We start from the raw sequence: 14,811 nt of genomic DNA, 5'->3' as shown, positions 1-14,811 counted from the left end.
ATGAGAGAAAATGACATGTTAGAAAAAGAAGAGATTTTTTCTAAAGTATTACGAGCAGGAAGAAGAACTTATTTCTTTGATGTGAGAGCTACTAAAGCTGATGATTATTATATCACTATTACCGAAAGTAAAAAATTTACTGAAGAAGATGGTTCTTTTCATTTTAAAAAACACAAAATTTACTTGTACAAAGAAGATTTTAGTGCTTTTGCCGAAATACTAGAAGAAATGACTTCGTATGTCTTGAACCACAAAGGCGAAGAAGTAATTTCTGAAAGACACCAAAAAGATTTTAAAAAAGAATACGGTTCTGATAAACCTGAAGGACAAAGATCTAGTTTTACTGATATTGATTTCGACGATATTTAGTCCAAAATAACTTTTTAAAAAGTACAAGTCCAATATGTCCTGCATTTTGGACTTTTTTTATATATTTAATTTCCATTTTAAAAAATAACCTATAAATAAATCCACGGCAATGGAAACACAATTATTAATAATACCCGGACTTGGAAATTCAGGCGAAAAACACTGGCAAACCTTTTGGCATGAAAAGTTCAAAAATTCAATTCGATTAGTTCAGGACAATTGGGACGAACCCGTTCGCGAAGAATGGCTCAAAAGATTAAATGAAGAGGTAGCAAAGCTACATCAGCCAACGATTTTAGTGGCGCATAGTTTGGCCGTTTCTTTGGTTTTGCATTGGGCTGCAACAAATACCAACAAAAACATCGTAGGCGCTTTATTAGTAGCTCCTGCAGATGTAGATTCACCGGAACACACTCCGGAAAGCATTAGAAATTTTTCACCAATGCCCATTTATAAATTGCCATTTCCCTCAATAGTTGTTGCAAGCGAAAACGATCCTTATGCTTCTTTCGAAAGAAAACAATATTTTGCCAAAGAATGGGGAAGTAATTTTGTAAACATAGGCCAACAAGGTCATATCAACTCTGATTCTGACTTAAAATACTGGGAAGAAGGGCAGTTGATATTACAGCAGTTAATTGAGAAAATTTCTTAATTTTTAATTTTCAGTCGCAGTCGTCCTTTTCAGTTTAAGCTGGTAAGGAAATCAACCGCAAAGTTCGCAATGATTTACGCCAAGAATTAGCCCTATTTTTATATTCAGACTGAAAAGTGCGACTGCGACTAAAAACTAATCTACCCAATCCTAAGGCCGTTTTCTATTTTAAAATCAGGAGCCAGTAAAATAACATCTCCCTCCTTGCCTATTGCACCTAGAACCAGACATTCGCTCATGAATTTCCCTATTTGCTTTCTCGGAAAGTTTACGACTGAGATAACTTGTCTGTTTACTAAATTTTCTTTTTTGTAATGTGTCGTTATTTGCGCCGATGATTTTCGAATACCTATTTCAGCCCCAAAATCAATTGTAAGCTGATAAGCCGGTTTTCTGGCTTCGGGAAAATCATTTACTTCTATAATGGTTCCCACACGCATATCGGTTCTTTCAAATTCATTCCAGGTTAAATCCATATTATTTTCAATTTGTTTAACTACAAACCTATTAATTTTGTAATTATTCCCACTAATTCTATAACCGTTTTTTTGAGTTCTACTGTTAATTTTACAAAACAAGTTTTTTAATCTAACACAAAAAAGACATAGAAATGGAAAATACAATCCTCAATACCGATCAAACTCTAAGAGATTTTGAATTTGATATTCAAGAGCAAAATACCGATAAATACATACACACTGCTAAAAATGTAAAGCTGTATGTGAAGGATTACGGAAAAGGAAAACCTGTAATTCTGATTCATGGTTGGCCGCTTTCTAATGAAATGTGGGAATATCAAATCGATTTTCTTGTTCAGAACAATTATAGAGTAATCGTGTATGATCGCAGAGGATTTGGAAAATCATCACAACCTTATGACGGATATGATTATGATACCCTGACTGATGATTTAAAAGAAATAATAGAGCAACTTCAGCTAGAAAACGCAACGCTTATAGGTTTTTCTATGGGAGGTGGCGAAGTAGTACGTTATTTTAGCCGCCATGGCGGAAAAGGCGTTACAAAAGCAGCTTTAATTTCTTCAGTAGTTCCTTTTTTATTGCAAACGAATGATAATCCTGACGGACACCCAAAAGAAAAGAGCGAAGCAACGGCCAATGCCATCAAGGAAGACAGAATAGGATTTGTAGACAATTTTGGTAAAACCTTTTTTGGTATCAATATTATCAACAAACCTTTGAGCACACCATTAATGGAATACTACAGAATGTTATGTTCCTTTGCTTCTCCTCGTGCTACATTAAAATGTGCTGAATCTTTTTCATTTACTGATTTCAGGGATGAATTGGATTACATAAAAGTACCAACACTTATAATTCATGGCGACGATGATAAAATCGTTCCTATTGACCTGACATCAGCAAAAGCTGCCAAAGCCATTACTGAAAACACCTATATTGTTTACGAAGGCGCACCACATGGATTGTTCTACACGCATAAAGACAAATTGAATGCGGATATACTGAATTTTTTGAATTCATAAAAACCACCATATAAATCCAAAGAAGCTTTATACATTTTGTAAAAGCTCCTTTGGATATTTTTTTTTAATCCTGTAAACTTTCTTTTACAGAATTTTAAAGCTATTTTTGAAGATCTTATTTCTATAAAAATGGCACAAACTCCTTCAAATAATATTCCCCTTGGAACAATTGCTCCAAACTTCAGACTAAAAGATACGAATTCTAATAATGAATATTCATTTGATGATTTGAAAGGATCAAAAGGTACCTTAGTTATTTTTATTTGCAACCATTGTCCGTTTGTGCTTCATGTCATTAATGAAATTGTGATGATTGCCAATGATTATCGCGTTCAGGGAATTGGGGTCGTAGCAATTTCAAGCAACAATATCGAAAAATACCCACAGGATTCTCCTGAATTGATGACTGAATTTGCTTTCGAAAATAAAATAGATTTCCCGTATTTATTTGACGAAACCCAGGAAGTTGCCAAGGCTTATGATGCTGCCTGTACTCCTGATTTTTATCTATTCGACAACCAGGATCGCTTATTTTATCATGGCCAACTGGATGATTCAAGGCCCGGAAACGGAATTTCCCTAAGCGGAAGTGATCTTCGCAGTGCTATTGATGCGATCATCTATAACAGAAGCCTAAAAGAGTCTCAAAAGCCAAGTATTGGCTGTAATATCAAATGGAAATAAAGAATTATCGTTATTTCAAAAAGTTTACCTATCTTTGCAGATCAAATTAATCATTCTCATTGTGAGCACTATAAATCTAATTACAGTTTTTATGTTGTTGTTTTCTCTAACGAGAAGACCACGCACCGCTGTATTTATTTCACATAGTAAGGCCTTTATCAATTAGGCCTCCGTCTATCTCAATTACTTTTCTTTCAGGCGGAGGATTTATACCACGATTTAATCATTTATTTTATTTGAAAGAGTAAATTCTCTCTCAGATAATTTTTTGGTTTTTTCAATCAAAAATTTCCAATACATACATTATTTTCAAATTTCAACTGTACTTATACAATTTGGAATATTAATTATGCATTTATCAGCCTGCAAAGAAGTAAAACAAACCATTAACAATCAAACAAATAATAACAATAATAATAAATTAATATAAAAACATAGTTATGAAACCAACACCCACTTTCTGTAAAACAGATTATCATTTCTTAAGAGAATTGATTCTAAAAAGTAAAAATTCAACAAACGCAAAAGAAGCGAATCAGCTTTCGCAGGAATTAGATCGCGCTGTAATCAGCAAAGAAAGCGAACTGGACAACTCGATTATAAGAATCAATTCTCATGTTACTATCGAAGATGTAAAAGCAAAAAAACAAATGAAAATTCAAATTGTTTTACCTTCTTTTGCTGATTTAAAACAAAGTAAAATATCGATTCTGGCACCATTAAGTGTTGCTATTATTGGCTTTAAAGAAAATGACGAAGTAGACTGGGAATTACCGGCGGGAATAAAGACGCTAAAAATAGTTGCGGTTGATAATACAACCGAAGAAAACTCTTAATTTTTTTAAACACCTCACTCGTGAAGGTGTTTTTTTATGTTCTATTAAAAAAAACTATCCAATAAATTTTACTGAATAGTTTTTATATAGCTGCAATAACAACTCTCTACAATTGAGAAATTATATAATTGGATATAGAAGCCATTTGAGTATCATCTAACTTCGCTTTTTTCTGCATCCTTGTCAAAATTGGTTTCCACTCTTCCTGAGTAAATTTCTTTGCATCATATAATTTATGACATCTTGCACAACTGTTCTCATACAAGTTTTTACCTTCTTCTAATTCAGGTGTTAACACTACAACTTTAGCAGTTTCAGTAACAGGAGCTGTTGTAGCAGCAGTCGAACCAGATTTTTGAGTTCCGCACGAAACTAAAAGCAGTACTGCAGCAGTTATAATTAAGATTTTTGATTTCATTGTTTTACTTTATTTTATAAGTAAATATAAAAAAATCCCATATGCCATGACATACGGGATTATTATTTAAAATAAAAATTAAATAGTATTTAATCTTATTATTTTACTTCCATTAATTCAACATCAAAAATTAAGGTCGCGTTTGGCGGAATTACTCCTCCAGCTCCGGCAGCACCGTAAGCTAAGTCAGAAGGGATTACAAAACGAGCTTTGTCACCCACTTGTAATAAAGCAATACCTTCATCCCATCCTTCGATAACCTGCCCTTGACCTAATCTAAATTCGATTGGTTTTTTACGTGGGTAAGAAGAATCAAAAACTTTTCCGTTTTCCAAAGATCCTTCGTAATGAACTGCTACTGTTTTACCAGATTCAGCTTTTTTACCATCTCCTTTTTGAATCATTTTATAACGTAAACCACTATCTGTTTTATCAAAACCAGCAGCCAATTGTTCCATTTTTGCTTCAGATTCCGCTTTTAAAGCTGCATCTCTTTTTAGACGAGCACCTTTTAAACCAACAAAAGCTTCGATAGCATTGAATTTTTCAGCTTCTTCTCCAACTCTGATGATTTCTACTGCATCAAGATTATCTCCCTGAGCAACAGCATCAACTACATCCTGACCTTCTACAACGTGACCAAAAACAGTGTGTTTTCCGTCTAACCAAGAAGTTGGAACGTGAGTGATGTAAAATTGAGAACCATTACTAGCAGGTCCTGAATTTGCCATTGCCAAAACTCCCGGACGATCGTGTTTTAAACTTGGGTGAAATTCATCATCAAATTTATATCCGGGATCACCAGTTCCTGTTCCTTTTGGACATCCACCCTGAATCATAAAATCAGGAATTACTCTGTGGAATGTTAATCCATCATAGAATTTTTGTCCTTGAGGTTTTACTTTATTTTCCATATTTCCTTCTGCAAGAGCTACAAAATTCCCTACGGTTCCCGGTGTTAAATCGTGAGTTAGTTTTACTAAAATCGAACCTTTGCTTGTATTGAATTTAGCGTATATTCCGTTTTCCATTGTTGTTATTTTTTATTTAAATGCAAATTTACAAATTAATTTTATATCAATTTATGCTTTCTGTTTTTTAGATTTTGATTTATAAGTAAGCCCGTATACTATTAATGATAATACTGAAAGGCCAACACATCCGATACTTACCGCATGCCATCCGCCTAATTTCCACAGAAACAATCCATACGCTGATCCCGCTGCTGTTCCTAAAAAGCTAAACGACATAAATACTGTGTTTAATCTGTTTCTGGCTTCAGGAAGCAAAGAATATACGCGGGTTTGGTTCGAAATGTGAACACCCTGAATTCCTATGTCAATAAACACAATTCCGATAGCGATCCCGATAACGCTTTCTACTGAAAAATAAAAAACGAGGAAGCTTATTAAAATCAATAAACAGCCGTATCCAACCGCTACCCTTGAACCTCCTTTATCGCCCAATCTCCCTACTAAAGGTGCTGCTAAAGCTCCTGATGCTCCAACAATCCCGAATAAACCAATTGTGGCACTGTTATAATGGAAAGGTGCTCCTGAAAGCAATAAAACCATGGTAGTCCAGAAAGCTCCAAACTGCGCAAAACTAAATACATTTATGATGGTGGCTTCTCTTAAAACAGGTTCTGTTTTTATAAGCGTGAAAAGGGATTTAATCAATTCACCGTAACTTCCTTTAAACTGAGGTTTATTGACCGGAAATTTATTCTGAATGACAAAAAAGATAAGGAGACAAATTCCTGCAGCGATATAAAACATTGATCTCCAGCCTAAATACTGACCAATAAAACCGCTTAAAGTTCTTGACAGTAAAATACCTACAAGCAATCCGCTCATGATTGTTCCCACTACTTTTCCTCGTTGTTCAGGCGCACATAATGAAGCGGCCAAAGGCAAAATAAGCTGTGGTACTATTGACGTAATTCCTATCAACAAAGACGCAATTTGCAAAAGAAAAAAACTTTTTGCCGTAGCCGCCAGAATTAAGGCAATTACAGAGGCAAAAGTGGTCATTAAAATTTGTTTTTTTCGCTCGATTTTATCCCCTAGCGGAACCATAAAAAATAACCCTATCGCATAACCGGCTTGTGTGAGATAGGTTATTGTTCCTGCATTGGCTTCAGGAATTTTAAATTCGTTGGCAATTAAAACAATTAAGGGTTGGCAGTAATACAGATTTGCAACTATAAGTCCAGTGCAAGCTGCCATAAATAAGACATTCGTTTTGGATAAATTCATTTTGCAAAAATACTATTCTAATTCGTATGAAAACTTTAAAAAAAGTATAAATTTTATAAATTCAGGACTCAAATAGGCCGTCCATATAACAATTATACCGTTTTTTCAAATGTCATTACTTCATAAAATCTTCACGAATCGGACTAAAAACATCCGTTAAAAGTCCGCTTTCCAAACAAACAACTCCATGAATTGCATGAGGCGGGATATAAAAACTATCTCCTTCTTTTAAAGTTTGAGTTACTCCATTTATAGTCACATCAAATTTACCACTGGATACATACGTTACTTGTGTGTGATAATGTTCGTGTAAAGTACCAATTCCGCCTTTTTCAAAATGAACGTTCACCAACATCACTCTGTCATCGTAGGCCAGGATTTTGCGTTTGATTCCTTCACCAACCACTTCCCACTCTATTTCATCTCCTTTTATAAATTCTTTGCTTGTTCCGAAAGTTTGCATATCTGATTTTTTAATTGAATTGGTACAAAAATAATACTTTTAGATGGTTTTATTTTTAAATCAGATTTTTAGAAATAAAATCACTGCTTGTTTTAATAGCTTCAAAAGTTCCAGGATTATAATTATTCTCTTGTTCTACAAAAAAGTGTTTCATTCCGGATTCTTTGGCTTGTTTAAAAATAGTTTTAAAGTCAATAGATCCTGAACCTATTTCTGTATTCAAAGCGGGATTTGCCTTATCCATATCTTTTACATGCCACAGTTTAAAACGCCCCGGATTTGCTGCAAATAATTTTAGCGGATCATTTCCTGAACGAACCACCCAGTACAAATCCAATTCAAAATAAACTAAATCTTTATCCGTTTCTTTTAGTAAAATTTCATAGCCTGTAGTTCCGTCATGTTGCTGAAATTCAAAATCATGATTGTGATATGCTAGTTTTAAACCTGCTTTCTGACACATTGCCGCTGCTTCATTCAATCGGGATGCAATCTTTTTATAATCCTGAATATTTCTTCTAAACGGTTCATCAACCCAGGGAATCGTCAAAAATTCACTTTTTAAAATCCTTGCTGCTTCTATTGCGGCAATCAATTCTTCTGTGTTGCCGTCATACAAAAAGCTTCCTAAATTATAATGTCCGCTTAAAGCTTTTAAATTATTTGCATCTAAGATTTTTTTTAACTCAACTGGATTCAATCCCCAAAACTGATCTTTTATAGAAAAACCATATGTTTCGACTGTTTTATATCCCGATTTTGCAACTTTCTCTAAAATTGATTTTACATCTTTTGGAAGTTCATCACGCAAGGTGTATAATTGCAAACCTATTTCTTTTTTATCCATAGTAAAAGCGAATGATGGCAAAGCCAAAACTGTTGCTGCAGCCAGACTTGTATTTATTATAAATTTTCTTCTTGTGATCATTTTTTGATTTTAAAAAACCTGAAGTAAAACTAACGTATTTAACTGAATGTTAAAATACTAAAACTGCTTTTCGAAATTATATATAAAATCCCGGAGCCCGACTTTCGTTTCCTCGTTTATAATTTTTCCTTCTTCATCAATTTTTCCGCGAATTCCCTGTATCAACAGTTTGGTTTCATCCTGAAATTCAGCTTCAAGGGTTTTCATTATCAATGTCAATTGCTCATGTCCCATTTCTCCGGAAGCAGAAGCCGTTATCAAACCTGTCTTTTTATCTGAAAAAATAGTAGTCGAAACGCACCATTCTAAAGCATTTTTTAAACTTCCGGGCAAACTAAAAACATACTCAGGAGTACAAATCAGGATCCCGTCTGCCTCATTAATTTTATTCCTGAATGCCTTTACCTCTTTAGGCGGATTCTCAGTATCTAAATCGGGATTAAAATGGGGAATATCAACCAGATCTTCAAAAATCTCAATTTCAAATTTGGGTTTTATATTCTCGGAAATGTATTTTAAAATTTTGTAATTACTTGAATTTCTTCTTGTACTTCCCGTTATGGCGAAGATTTTAATTGTTTTTGTCTGCATTTTTACTGAATTACGACCCTGTCTTTTTTCATTAACTCAAATCCTTCGGTTAAATTATTTCTTTTAAAATATTTTTCTAAATCTTCCAGCCTTTTTTTATTATCGTATAAAATACATGAATTTAATTTTCGCTGACAAACAGAACACAATCGGATAGCATTTTTATCTGTTTCAGACATGCTGTTAGTCCCATTCATTACACAGTTCGCCGTAATACAATGATGCAGCCCAAACATATGCCCGATTTCATGAGAACTGATTTTAAGTAATCGTGACAAACAAAGATCAAAGTTTTCAGATGTTAATTCTCCGTCCTGTAATCTGTAAATTGAACTCACACCAATCTTATCGTGATAAGAAGCCAAACCAAAAACATAATTCCATTCCGGTTTAGGATATAAATCAAGTTCTGAAAGTCCCATTAATGCAATTCTCTTTGATGGCTTTTGCTCTTTTAATACATCAGTTAAAAGATAACCGGCCAGTAATTGTTCATGACCATCCATCATTCTTCTGGCAGAATTTGGCACTACATCATTAGAAATAGGCGCTAAAGTTTTGGTTTTTAATTGAAAGTAGATTTCTAAATATTCATTGAGAAGCTCAATTTGTTTCTTTTGCAAAGCATTAAAATTCCCGATAGGCAGTACATAAATAATATTCGCTTCTTTTGTTGGAACAATATGTCTAGACTTGAAATACTGATCAAAAGTTTGTCCTTTCTCTTTACGGGTATACAACCAATCTCCATAAACAGGTTCACCCAATTTAACGTCATTATTTTTGATTTGTTTAAAATAGGACGCTTCCTCAGGAATTTCTTTTGAAGTATCATTTAAAGCCTCTTTTCGGGTTTCTTTTACTTTTTCTTTGTTACAGGAACAGAATATTATCAGGAGGAAGAGGATTATTTTTTTCATTTGCTTTAGCCTATTTTTAAAAAACCAATTTTAGATTAATTCCTTAAAAATAAACTTTTCATCAAAATCTACCTCAAATTTTTCAAGAAAGTCAATATATTCTTCTCTAAAAGTTTTCTTTTTATGCTGTACTTCCTGATTCTCTATATAATTAATTACAGCATTTAATTGTGATTTGCTATATGAAAAAGCTCCATAACCTTCCTGCCACTCAAAATCAGTTTTTAAAAATTTATTTTTATTGATCCATTTTGAAGAATCTTGTTTAATATTTTTCATTAAATCAGAAATGGATTGAGCGGGTCTAATCCCAATTAAAATATGAACATGATCTGAAACACCATTTATAGCTAAAAGTTTGTGGTTGTTATTTCTAATTATGCCAGTTATATATTTATATAACTCCACTTTCCATTCAGTATGTATTATAGCTTGTCTAAATTTTACTGCAAAAACAAAATGGATATGTATTTGAGTGTATGTATTTGCCATAAATGTGTAGTCCCTACGGAACATTTTTTAATTTATAATTGTTTTTTCTACCAATATTTAATTCCTAAAAGGAATAAAGATAGATTTTTTACAGCAAATACATTAAAAAAATGAAAGAATAAAACTACAGTTATTTTTTTTTAATATCCTTTTATAATCAAAAAAAACATCATTTTAAAATGTTCGGTTAGGAACAAAATACCGGTAACAAAAATTTTAACCACACCCATTTGTCCCGTAGGGACTACATAAATTAAAAATCCATCAATCCATTACTCACCTTCCTCAAAATTATCGAAATAAGTAAAATCTTTGGTAATTAATCCGTTTTCGATTGTGAAAATGGTGCAGATAGGCAATTCAAATTTTGAATTATCAGGTGCTGTTCCAGTCGAAACAAACTCGACAATAATATGCTTTTCTCCTGAAGGATAAACCTGGATCACCTTATCGTGTAAATCCGGAAAGATATTATTTAATTCCGCATATTTATCTTCGATCTGCTTGCGTGTTTGTGTTATAATTCCTGGCCCCAGGGAAGGATCTTTAAAATCGGCCGTTTCAGTATACATTTCCGACATCTTTTTCCAATCATGCTTGTTGAAATACTCAAAATATTGTTTGATTAATTTCTCATTTTTTGTGATTTCCATAATTTTTGATTGGTTTTGATTATTACAGGAAATAACTAAAAAAGCGATACCAAATAGTATTATTTTTTTCATGACTTCATTTTAAATTATTATAAATCAGACCATAACAGTATTTAAATATAATAAAAATGATTAGAGATTACACTAAAAAATGTAATCTCTCCTGATAAAAATAAATGTAAATAGTTATTTTACAGCAATTTCCTGAGGTGTAATGCGCTGTTTATCTATTTTATACGAATAGATTTTCCCTTCCTGATTGGCATATACATAAGTATAAATCCAATGATTTGGGCCGGCAATTCTGGATCCTTCTTCATTACCGGCGTTTGCATAAACCTGTTGTCCATAAATAAGTATCTCACCTTGTTCCGCATTATTTAAAGTGCGTATTGGTGTTCCCCAACTTTTGATTAGATTTTTTTTAGATTGACCAATCCATTTGTCACTTGCATTTTTAGAGGAAGAACAGGAATGTAAAATGAAAATTGTAAGCAGCAAAAGTATTTTTTTTATCATAATATTTATTTTTATGTAAAATGTTTTACGGTGTAATATTAGATGAAAAGGGGCCTCACAAAATTACATTAAAACACGTACACCTTATATAATACCTATGTTTCTAATTGTTTAACAAATTGTTAGATAAACAATCAATCCATTTTTAATAAATAGTATTCATTTTAATTACTTACTAAAAAATCTCATTTTTCAGTTCTTTAAAATTCCCAAAAATTAACTTTGTATCTTTGCCGCTTAGAACTCTTTGAAGAAAAAAAATGCGAATTGACATTATAACGATTTTGCCTGAATTATTAAGAAGTCCGTTTGAGGCTTCGATTATGAAACGTGCCATAGACAAAGGTTTGGTCGAAGTACATTTTCATAATTTACGGGATTATACTACGAACAAACAGAAAAGTGTCGATGATTATCCTTTTGGAGGAGGTGCCGGAATGGTCATGACGGTTCAGCCTATCGACGCTTGTATTACTCATTTGAAAAGTGAACGTGAATACGACGAAATCATTTATATGTCACCTGACGGAGAAACGCTGAATCAAAAAATGGCCAATACAATGTCGATGTATGAGAATATTATCATTCTATGCGGACATTATAAAGGTGTAGATCAGCGTGTTCGTGATCATTTTATTACGAAAGAAATTTCGATTGGTGATTACGTTTTGTCCGGAGGAGAATTAGGAGCCCTGGTTTTATCTGATGCTTTAATCCGATTAATTCCAGGTGTTTTAAGTGATGAAACTTCGGCCTTGACAGATAGTTTTCAGGATAATTTACTTTCAGGCCCCATATACACAAGACCTGCAGATTATAAAGGATGGAAAGTTCCCGAGGTTTTAACGAGTGGTCACTTTGCCAAAATTGACAAATGGCGTGAAGACATGGCGTATGAACATACGAAAAACAGACGTCCTGATTTACTGGAAGGACATTAAAAAGGTATTCAGTCGCAGTTTTCAGTTTTAGTTCATCAGAAAACTGCGGCTAAAAATTATCCGTCATAATTCATTGAAATAATCATTTTGTTTGCTATTTCGAAATCAAGAATATGATCTTGTGAAAAGGTATCTCCGGTGGCAACAAAAGCTTCTATATCTTTAGACTTCTTAATTGTTATAACCGCTCGGTAAATATCTAAAGTGTTATACCAGTCATCATCTGCGTGTTTGTCTGTAAATTCATTGTTTTGATTATAAAATTCAATTAAATCCTTTTTACAATCTGCAAGCCAGGATAAATATTCAGAAATGGTATCTGCATATTTTCTAAAATCAGAATCGGGAAGAAAAATTCTTATTTTTCCTTTTATAGTTTTATTGAATATAACAATTTCTTTTTGTGGAATTTCAAACTTATCTGGATCATTTTCAGTAGTAACAAAATCAGATAATACTAATTTCGTCTGCTGTTTCTTTTCTTTGACCTTTCTAACATCTTTAATTATAAAATTGTTTTCATGTGATTTTGCTTTTTGCTCCAATACATATAATTTAGAAACCTCTTTTGTATTATTACTTTCAACAGTTTCTTTAAAAATCTCATAAGCTGATCTGTGATAACCTAAAAGAATATATACATTTGAAAGGACCTGTTTTTGTTCTTTAGTTTTACATAAATTTTCCAATTCATAAAGCAAATCATAGATTTTTGCTACGCTTTCGTTAGAACCATAAGATTTTTTAAATTCATTAGAAAACTCAATATAATCCCTTAAATAATTTCTTTCCATATAATTTTAGCTTATAATTACCTTCACACTTAAGCAAACATAGGATTTTACTTCTAATTTTTATACTAAAAACTCATTTTTCAGTCTTCAGACTCAGTTTTAAGACCTTCGTAACTATAGGCTGAGATTGAAAACTGTAATTTTAAAAAACAAACTAAAACACATCTTATCAACAAGTTAAAATAATTTATAATTTACAATTTATAATTCATAATTATTTTCTACATTTGCACCCGAATTAGACTAACCTCTGGCGAGATCCGTGAATGTTGCTCTATATAAAAAACCATAATTACAAGATATCATGGCAGATTTAATGAAATTCGTTCAAACCGAATTAGTTGCTAAAAAAGATTTCCCTGTTTTCGGAGCTGGAGATACTATCACAGTTTACTACGAAATTAAAGAGGGTGAAAAAACAAGAACTCAGTTTTTCAAAGGAGTTGTTATTCAAAGAAGAGGTTCTGGTAACACAGAAACTTTTACTATCCGTAAAATGTCTGGAGCTATTGGAGTTGAGCGTATCTTCCCGGTAAACTTACCAGCTTTACAGAAAGTTGAAATCAACAAAAAAGGAGCTGTTCGTAGAGCTAGAATTTTCTACTTCAGAGAACTTACTGGTAAAAAAGCTAAGATTAAAGATAAAAGAAGATAATCATTTATCTATTTGTTATAAAAAACTCGTTTCATATCATTTGAAACGAGTTTTTTTTTGTGCCTGATTTTTAAAATTTTCAGGAGCTAATCCCGCTATTCGTTTCAATCTTTTGCTTTTTAAAGAAAAAAGCAAAAGGATTTCCACTTCTATCGGGGCTAGGGCAATCGTTTTCATAACAATATTTTCGTTTAGTTTGTCATTTCGAGGAACGAGAAATCACACGCGGGATTCGACAAAGATTGGCGACAATATTGAACACGGATGGCGCGGATTCGCTTTGCGAAAACACAGATTAAAACGGATTTTATCTGCTTAATCTTGTCATTTCGACGGAGGAGAAATCTTCGCGAGAAACTCCGTTCCTAAAATCACCAATCTTTGTCGAGTTTCTTGCGGAGATTTCTCGTTCCTCGAAATGACAAACTCTACGAATTACTGTCGAGCTTCGGGACGCAATCAAAATCGTTAATCTTTGTCGAATCCCGCGTGTGATTTCTCCCTTCGGTCGAAATGACAAGATTGAAGCTCTTGTTTTACGGTTTGCGTGAGGGATAGAAGTTGGAAAGCCCACAGCCTGACGAAGGAAGTGCGAGGACTTAAAACGGATAGCCTGGTTCGCCTTTTTCGGCGAACACGCCCAAAATAAAAAAACCGACACTCATAAAGCATTGGTTTGTATTTTAAGGAAAATTGGCTTTCTATTTTTTTAATAGTTTTTCCAAATATTCGATTTTATCTTTTTCAGCTTGTAGCAAACGCTCGTAAAGCTTTTCTTTTTCATGAAAAGTTTCAATTAATTTATCAAGCGGGTTAAAATTATATATTGGATATGCAGCATTTTGACCATTATTGATACTGTTGTCATGGAAACTATTAAAATAGCTAATCATATTTTCTTCTGAAAAACTTTTAATTGCCTCAACAGTTACACCAAGCGCTTTTGCAACTTCGGCAAGTTTTTGATCGTCTATCGTTTCACTGTTTTCAATAGCAGATATAGCTTGTTGGTTTGTTCCTAAAGCTTGCGCCAAAGCTTCCTGTTTCATATCACGAAGTTCACGAATACGGCTTATTTTTCGCCCTATATGATTTGGTTTTGTAAGTGTGCTCATAATTCAAAGATAATGA

General features: G+C 33.0%; 20 protein-coding genes. 7 read left to right on the top strand and 13 right to left on the bottom strand.

Going from position 1 to position 14,811, the window contains the following annotated elements; all coding sequences use genetic code 11:
• Together B0A67_RS15180 and B0A67_RS15175 are read left to right on the top strand one after the other, a co-directional pair.
• Entirely contained in the window at positions 1 to 369 is a 369-nt protein-coding gene (locus B0A67_RS15180) for a PUR family DNA/RNA-binding protein (RefSeq protein WP_029268690.1), read from the top strand.
• A gap of 109 nt (positions 370 to 478) precedes the next feature.
• On the top strand, positions 479 to 1,024 hold the full coding sequence (locus tag B0A67_RS15175) for an RBBP9/YdeN family alpha/beta hydrolase (RefSeq protein WP_072956638.1): 546 nt from the start codon (positions 479 to 481) through the stop codon (positions 1,022 to 1,024).
• A gap of 140 nt (positions 1,025 to 1,164) precedes the next feature.
• Here B0A67_RS15175 and B0A67_RS15170 read toward each other — a convergent pair whose 3' ends face one another.
• Positions 1,165 to 1,500: a tRNA-binding protein gene (locus B0A67_RS15170; protein ID WP_072956642.1), complete on the bottom strand. Its 336-nt coding sequence runs from the start codon at positions 1,498 to 1,500 to the stop codon at positions 1,165 to 1,167.
• A 134-nt stretch (positions 1,501 to 1,634) separates the two neighbouring features.
• Between B0A67_RS15170 and B0A67_RS15165 the strand changes: the two genes are divergently transcribed.
• From B0A67_RS15165 to B0A67_RS15155, 3 genes are all read left to right on the top strand, one after another.
• Positions 1,635 to 2,528, top strand: a complete 894-nt coding sequence (locus tag B0A67_RS15165; protein WP_084074481.1) for an alpha/beta fold hydrolase — start codon at positions 1,635 to 1,637, stop codon at positions 2,526 to 2,528.
• Positions 2,529 to 2,657: 129 nt separating this feature from the next.
• Positions 2,658 to 3,212 (top strand): thioredoxin family protein, encoded by a 555-nt coding sequence (locus tag B0A67_RS15160; protein ID WP_072956646.1) that lies wholly within the window; start codon positions 2,658 to 2,660, stop codon positions 3,210 to 3,212.
• 440 nt (positions 3,213 to 3,652) lie between these two features.
• Positions 3,653 to 4,048: a GreA/GreB family elongation factor gene (locus tag B0A67_RS15155; protein ID WP_072956650.1), complete on the top strand. Its 396-nt coding sequence runs from the start codon at positions 3,653 to 3,655 to the stop codon at positions 4,046 to 4,048.
• Positions 4,049 to 4,154: 106 nt separating this feature from the next.
• Here B0A67_RS15155 and B0A67_RS15150 read toward each other — a convergent pair whose 3' ends face one another.
• The 10 genes from B0A67_RS15150 to B0A67_RS15105 form a co-directional block, all read right to left on the bottom strand.
• Positions 4,155 to 4,466, bottom strand: coding sequence for a cytochrome C (locus B0A67_RS15150; RefSeq protein WP_072956654.1), 312 nt, complete (start codon positions 4,464 to 4,466; stop codon positions 4,155 to 4,157).
• A 98-nt stretch (positions 4,467 to 4,564) separates the two neighbouring features.
• Positions 4,565 to 5,497 (bottom strand): peptidylprolyl isomerase, encoded by a 933-nt coding sequence (locus B0A67_RS15145; protein ID WP_072956657.1) that lies wholly within the window; start codon positions 5,495 to 5,497, stop codon positions 4,565 to 4,567.
• Positions 5,498 to 5,548: 51 nt separating this feature from the next.
• A complete protein-coding gene (locus B0A67_RS15140; protein ID WP_242670975.1) occupies positions 5,549 to 6,694 on the bottom strand; it encodes an MFS transporter in 1,146 nt (381 codons plus the stop codon).
• A gap of 145 nt (positions 6,695 to 6,839) precedes the next feature.
• Positions 6,840 to 7,187: a cupin domain-containing protein gene (locus tag B0A67_RS15135; RefSeq protein WP_072956663.1), complete on the bottom strand. Its 348-nt coding sequence runs from the start codon at positions 7,185 to 7,187 to the stop codon at positions 6,840 to 6,842.
• Between the two features lie 55 nt (positions 7,188 to 7,242).
• Complete coding sequence (locus tag B0A67_RS15130; RefSeq protein WP_072956667.1) at positions 7,243 to 8,115, bottom strand: sugar phosphate isomerase/epimerase family protein; 873 nt, start codon at positions 8,113 to 8,115, stop codon at positions 7,243 to 7,245.
• A 57-nt stretch (positions 8,116 to 8,172) separates the two neighbouring features.
• On the bottom strand, positions 8,173 to 8,706 hold the full coding sequence (locus B0A67_RS15125) for an NADPH-dependent FMN reductase (RefSeq protein ID WP_072956670.1): 534 nt from the start codon (positions 8,704 to 8,706) through the stop codon (positions 8,173 to 8,175).
• Positions 8,707 to 8,708: 2 nt separating this feature from the next.
• Positions 8,709 to 9,626, bottom strand: coding sequence for an archaemetzincin (locus tag B0A67_RS15120; protein WP_072956674.1), 918 nt, complete (start codon positions 9,624 to 9,626; stop codon positions 8,709 to 8,711).
• Between the two features lie 30 nt (positions 9,627 to 9,656).
• A complete protein-coding gene (tnpA, locus tag B0A67_RS15115; RefSeq protein WP_072956677.1) occupies positions 9,657 to 10,118 on the bottom strand; it encodes an IS200/IS605 family transposase in 462 nt (153 codons plus the stop codon).
• A 272-nt stretch (positions 10,119 to 10,390) separates the two neighbouring features.
• Positions 10,391 to 10,843 (bottom strand): nuclear transport factor 2 family protein, encoded by a 453-nt coding sequence (locus B0A67_RS15110; protein WP_072956681.1) that lies wholly within the window; start codon positions 10,841 to 10,843, stop codon positions 10,391 to 10,393.
• 114 nt (positions 10,844 to 10,957) lie between these two features.
• Positions 10,958 to 11,290: a hypothetical protein gene (locus B0A67_RS15105; RefSeq protein ID WP_242670974.1), complete on the bottom strand. Its 333-nt coding sequence runs from the start codon at positions 11,288 to 11,290 to the stop codon at positions 10,958 to 10,960.
• 260 nt (positions 11,291 to 11,550) lie between these two features.
• On the opposite strand from B0A67_RS15105, the gene trmD reads away from it, so the two are divergent.
• A complete protein-coding gene (gene trmD / locus B0A67_RS15100) occupies positions 11,551 to 12,231 on the top strand; it encodes a tRNA (guanosine(37)-N1)-methyltransferase TrmD (protein WP_072956684.1) in 681 nt (226 codons plus the stop codon).
• A gap of 56 nt (positions 12,232 to 12,287) precedes the next feature.
• Here the strand turns inward: trmD and B0A67_RS15095 are convergent, their stop codons facing one another.
• Positions 12,288 to 13,025, bottom strand: a complete 738-nt coding sequence (locus tag B0A67_RS15095) for a hypothetical protein (RefSeq protein ID WP_072956688.1) — start codon at positions 13,023 to 13,025, stop codon at positions 12,288 to 12,290.
• Between the two features lie 304 nt (positions 13,026 to 13,329).
• On the opposite strand from B0A67_RS15095, the gene rplS reads away from it, so the two are divergent.
• Positions 13,330 to 13,680 carry a 50S ribosomal protein L19 gene (rplS, locus tag B0A67_RS15090; RefSeq protein WP_072956695.1) on the top strand — a complete coding sequence of 117 codons (351 nt, stop codon included), beginning with the start codon at positions 13,330 to 13,332 and terminating at the stop codon, positions 13,678 to 13,680.
• A gap of 701 nt (positions 13,681 to 14,381) precedes the next feature.
• Here rplS and B0A67_RS15085 read toward each other — a convergent pair.
• Positions 14,382 to 14,795 (bottom strand): helix-turn-helix domain-containing protein, encoded by a 414-nt coding sequence (locus B0A67_RS15085; protein ID WP_072956699.1) that lies wholly within the window; start codon positions 14,793 to 14,795, stop codon positions 14,382 to 14,384.
• Positions 14,796 to 14,811 lie beyond the last annotated feature (16 nt).

It is taken from the genome of Flavobacterium aquidurense (assembly GCF_002217195.1).
Lineage (GTDB): Bacteria > Bacteroidota > Bacteroidia > Flavobacteriales > Flavobacteriaceae > Flavobacterium > Flavobacterium frigidimaris.
Note: the sequence above shows the minus strand (reverse complement) of the source record. Positions and strands in the feature narration are given on the sequence as shown.

Coding starts and splice junctions, on each gene's coding strand:
- B0A67_RS15180 (WP_029268690.1), top strand. CDS start 1: ATGAGAGAAAATGACATGTTAGAAAAAGAAGAGATTTTTTCTAAAGTA.
- B0A67_RS15175 (WP_072956638.1), top strand. CDS start 479: ATGGAAACACAATTATTAATAATACCCGGACTTGGAAATTCAGGCGAA.
- B0A67_RS15170 (WP_072956642.1), bottom strand. CDS start 1,500: ATGGATTTAACCTGGAATGAATTTGAAAGAACCGATATGCGTGTGGGA.
- B0A67_RS15165 (WP_084074481.1), top strand. CDS start 1,635: ATGGAAAATACAATCCTCAATACCGATCAAACTCTAAGAGATTTTGAA.
- B0A67_RS15160 (WP_072956646.1), top strand. CDS start 2,658: ATGGCACAAACTCCTTCAAATAATATTCCCCTTGGAACAATTGCTCCA.
- B0A67_RS15155 (WP_072956650.1), top strand. CDS start 3,653: ATGAAACCAACACCCACTTTCTGTAAAACAGATTATCATTTCTTAAGA.
- B0A67_RS15150 (WP_072956654.1), bottom strand. CDS start 4,466: ATGAAATCAAAAATCTTAATTATAACTGCTGCAGTACTGCTTTTAGTT.
- B0A67_RS15145 (WP_072956657.1), bottom strand. CDS start 5,497: ATGGAAAACGGAATATACGCTAAATTCAATACAAGCAAAGGTTCGATT.
- B0A67_RS15140 (WP_242670975.1), bottom strand. CDS start 6,694: ATGGCAGCTTGCACTGGACTTATAGTTGCAAATCTGTATTACTGCCAA.
- B0A67_RS15135 (WP_072956663.1), bottom strand. CDS start 7,187: ATGCAAACTTTCGGAACAAGCAAAGAATTTATAAAAGGAGATGAAATA.
- B0A67_RS15130 (WP_072956667.1), bottom strand. CDS start 8,115: ATGATCACAAGAAGAAAATTTATAATAAATACAAGTCTGGCTGCAGCA.
- B0A67_RS15125 (WP_072956670.1), bottom strand. CDS start 8,706: ATGCAGACAAAAACAATTAAAATCTTCGCCATAACGGGAAGTACAAGA.
- B0A67_RS15120 (WP_072956674.1), bottom strand. CDS start 9,626: ATGAAAAAAATAATCCTCTTCCTCCTGATAATATTCTGTTCCTGTAAC.
- tnpA (WP_072956677.1), bottom strand. CDS start 10,118: ATGGCAAATACATACACTCAAATACATATCCATTTTGTTTTTGCAGTA.
- B0A67_RS15110 (WP_072956681.1), bottom strand. CDS start 10,843: ATGAAAAAAATAATACTATTTGGTATCGCTTTTTTAGTTATTTCCTGT.
- B0A67_RS15105 (WP_242670974.1), bottom strand. CDS start 11,290: ATGATAAAAAAAATACTTTTGCTGCTTACAATTTTCATTTTACATTCC.
- trmD (WP_072956684.1), top strand. CDS start 11,551: ATGCGAATTGACATTATAACGATTTTGCCTGAATTATTAAGAAGTCCG.
- B0A67_RS15095 (WP_072956688.1), bottom strand. CDS start 13,025: ATGGAAAGAAATTATTTAAGGGATTATATTGAGTTTTCTAATGAATTT.
- rplS (WP_072956695.1), top strand. CDS start 13,330: ATGGCAGATTTAATGAAATTCGTTCAAACCGAATTAGTTGCTAAAAAA.
- B0A67_RS15085 (WP_072956699.1), bottom strand. CDS start 14,795: ATGAGCACACTTACAAAACCAAATCATATAGGGCGAAAAATAAGCCGT.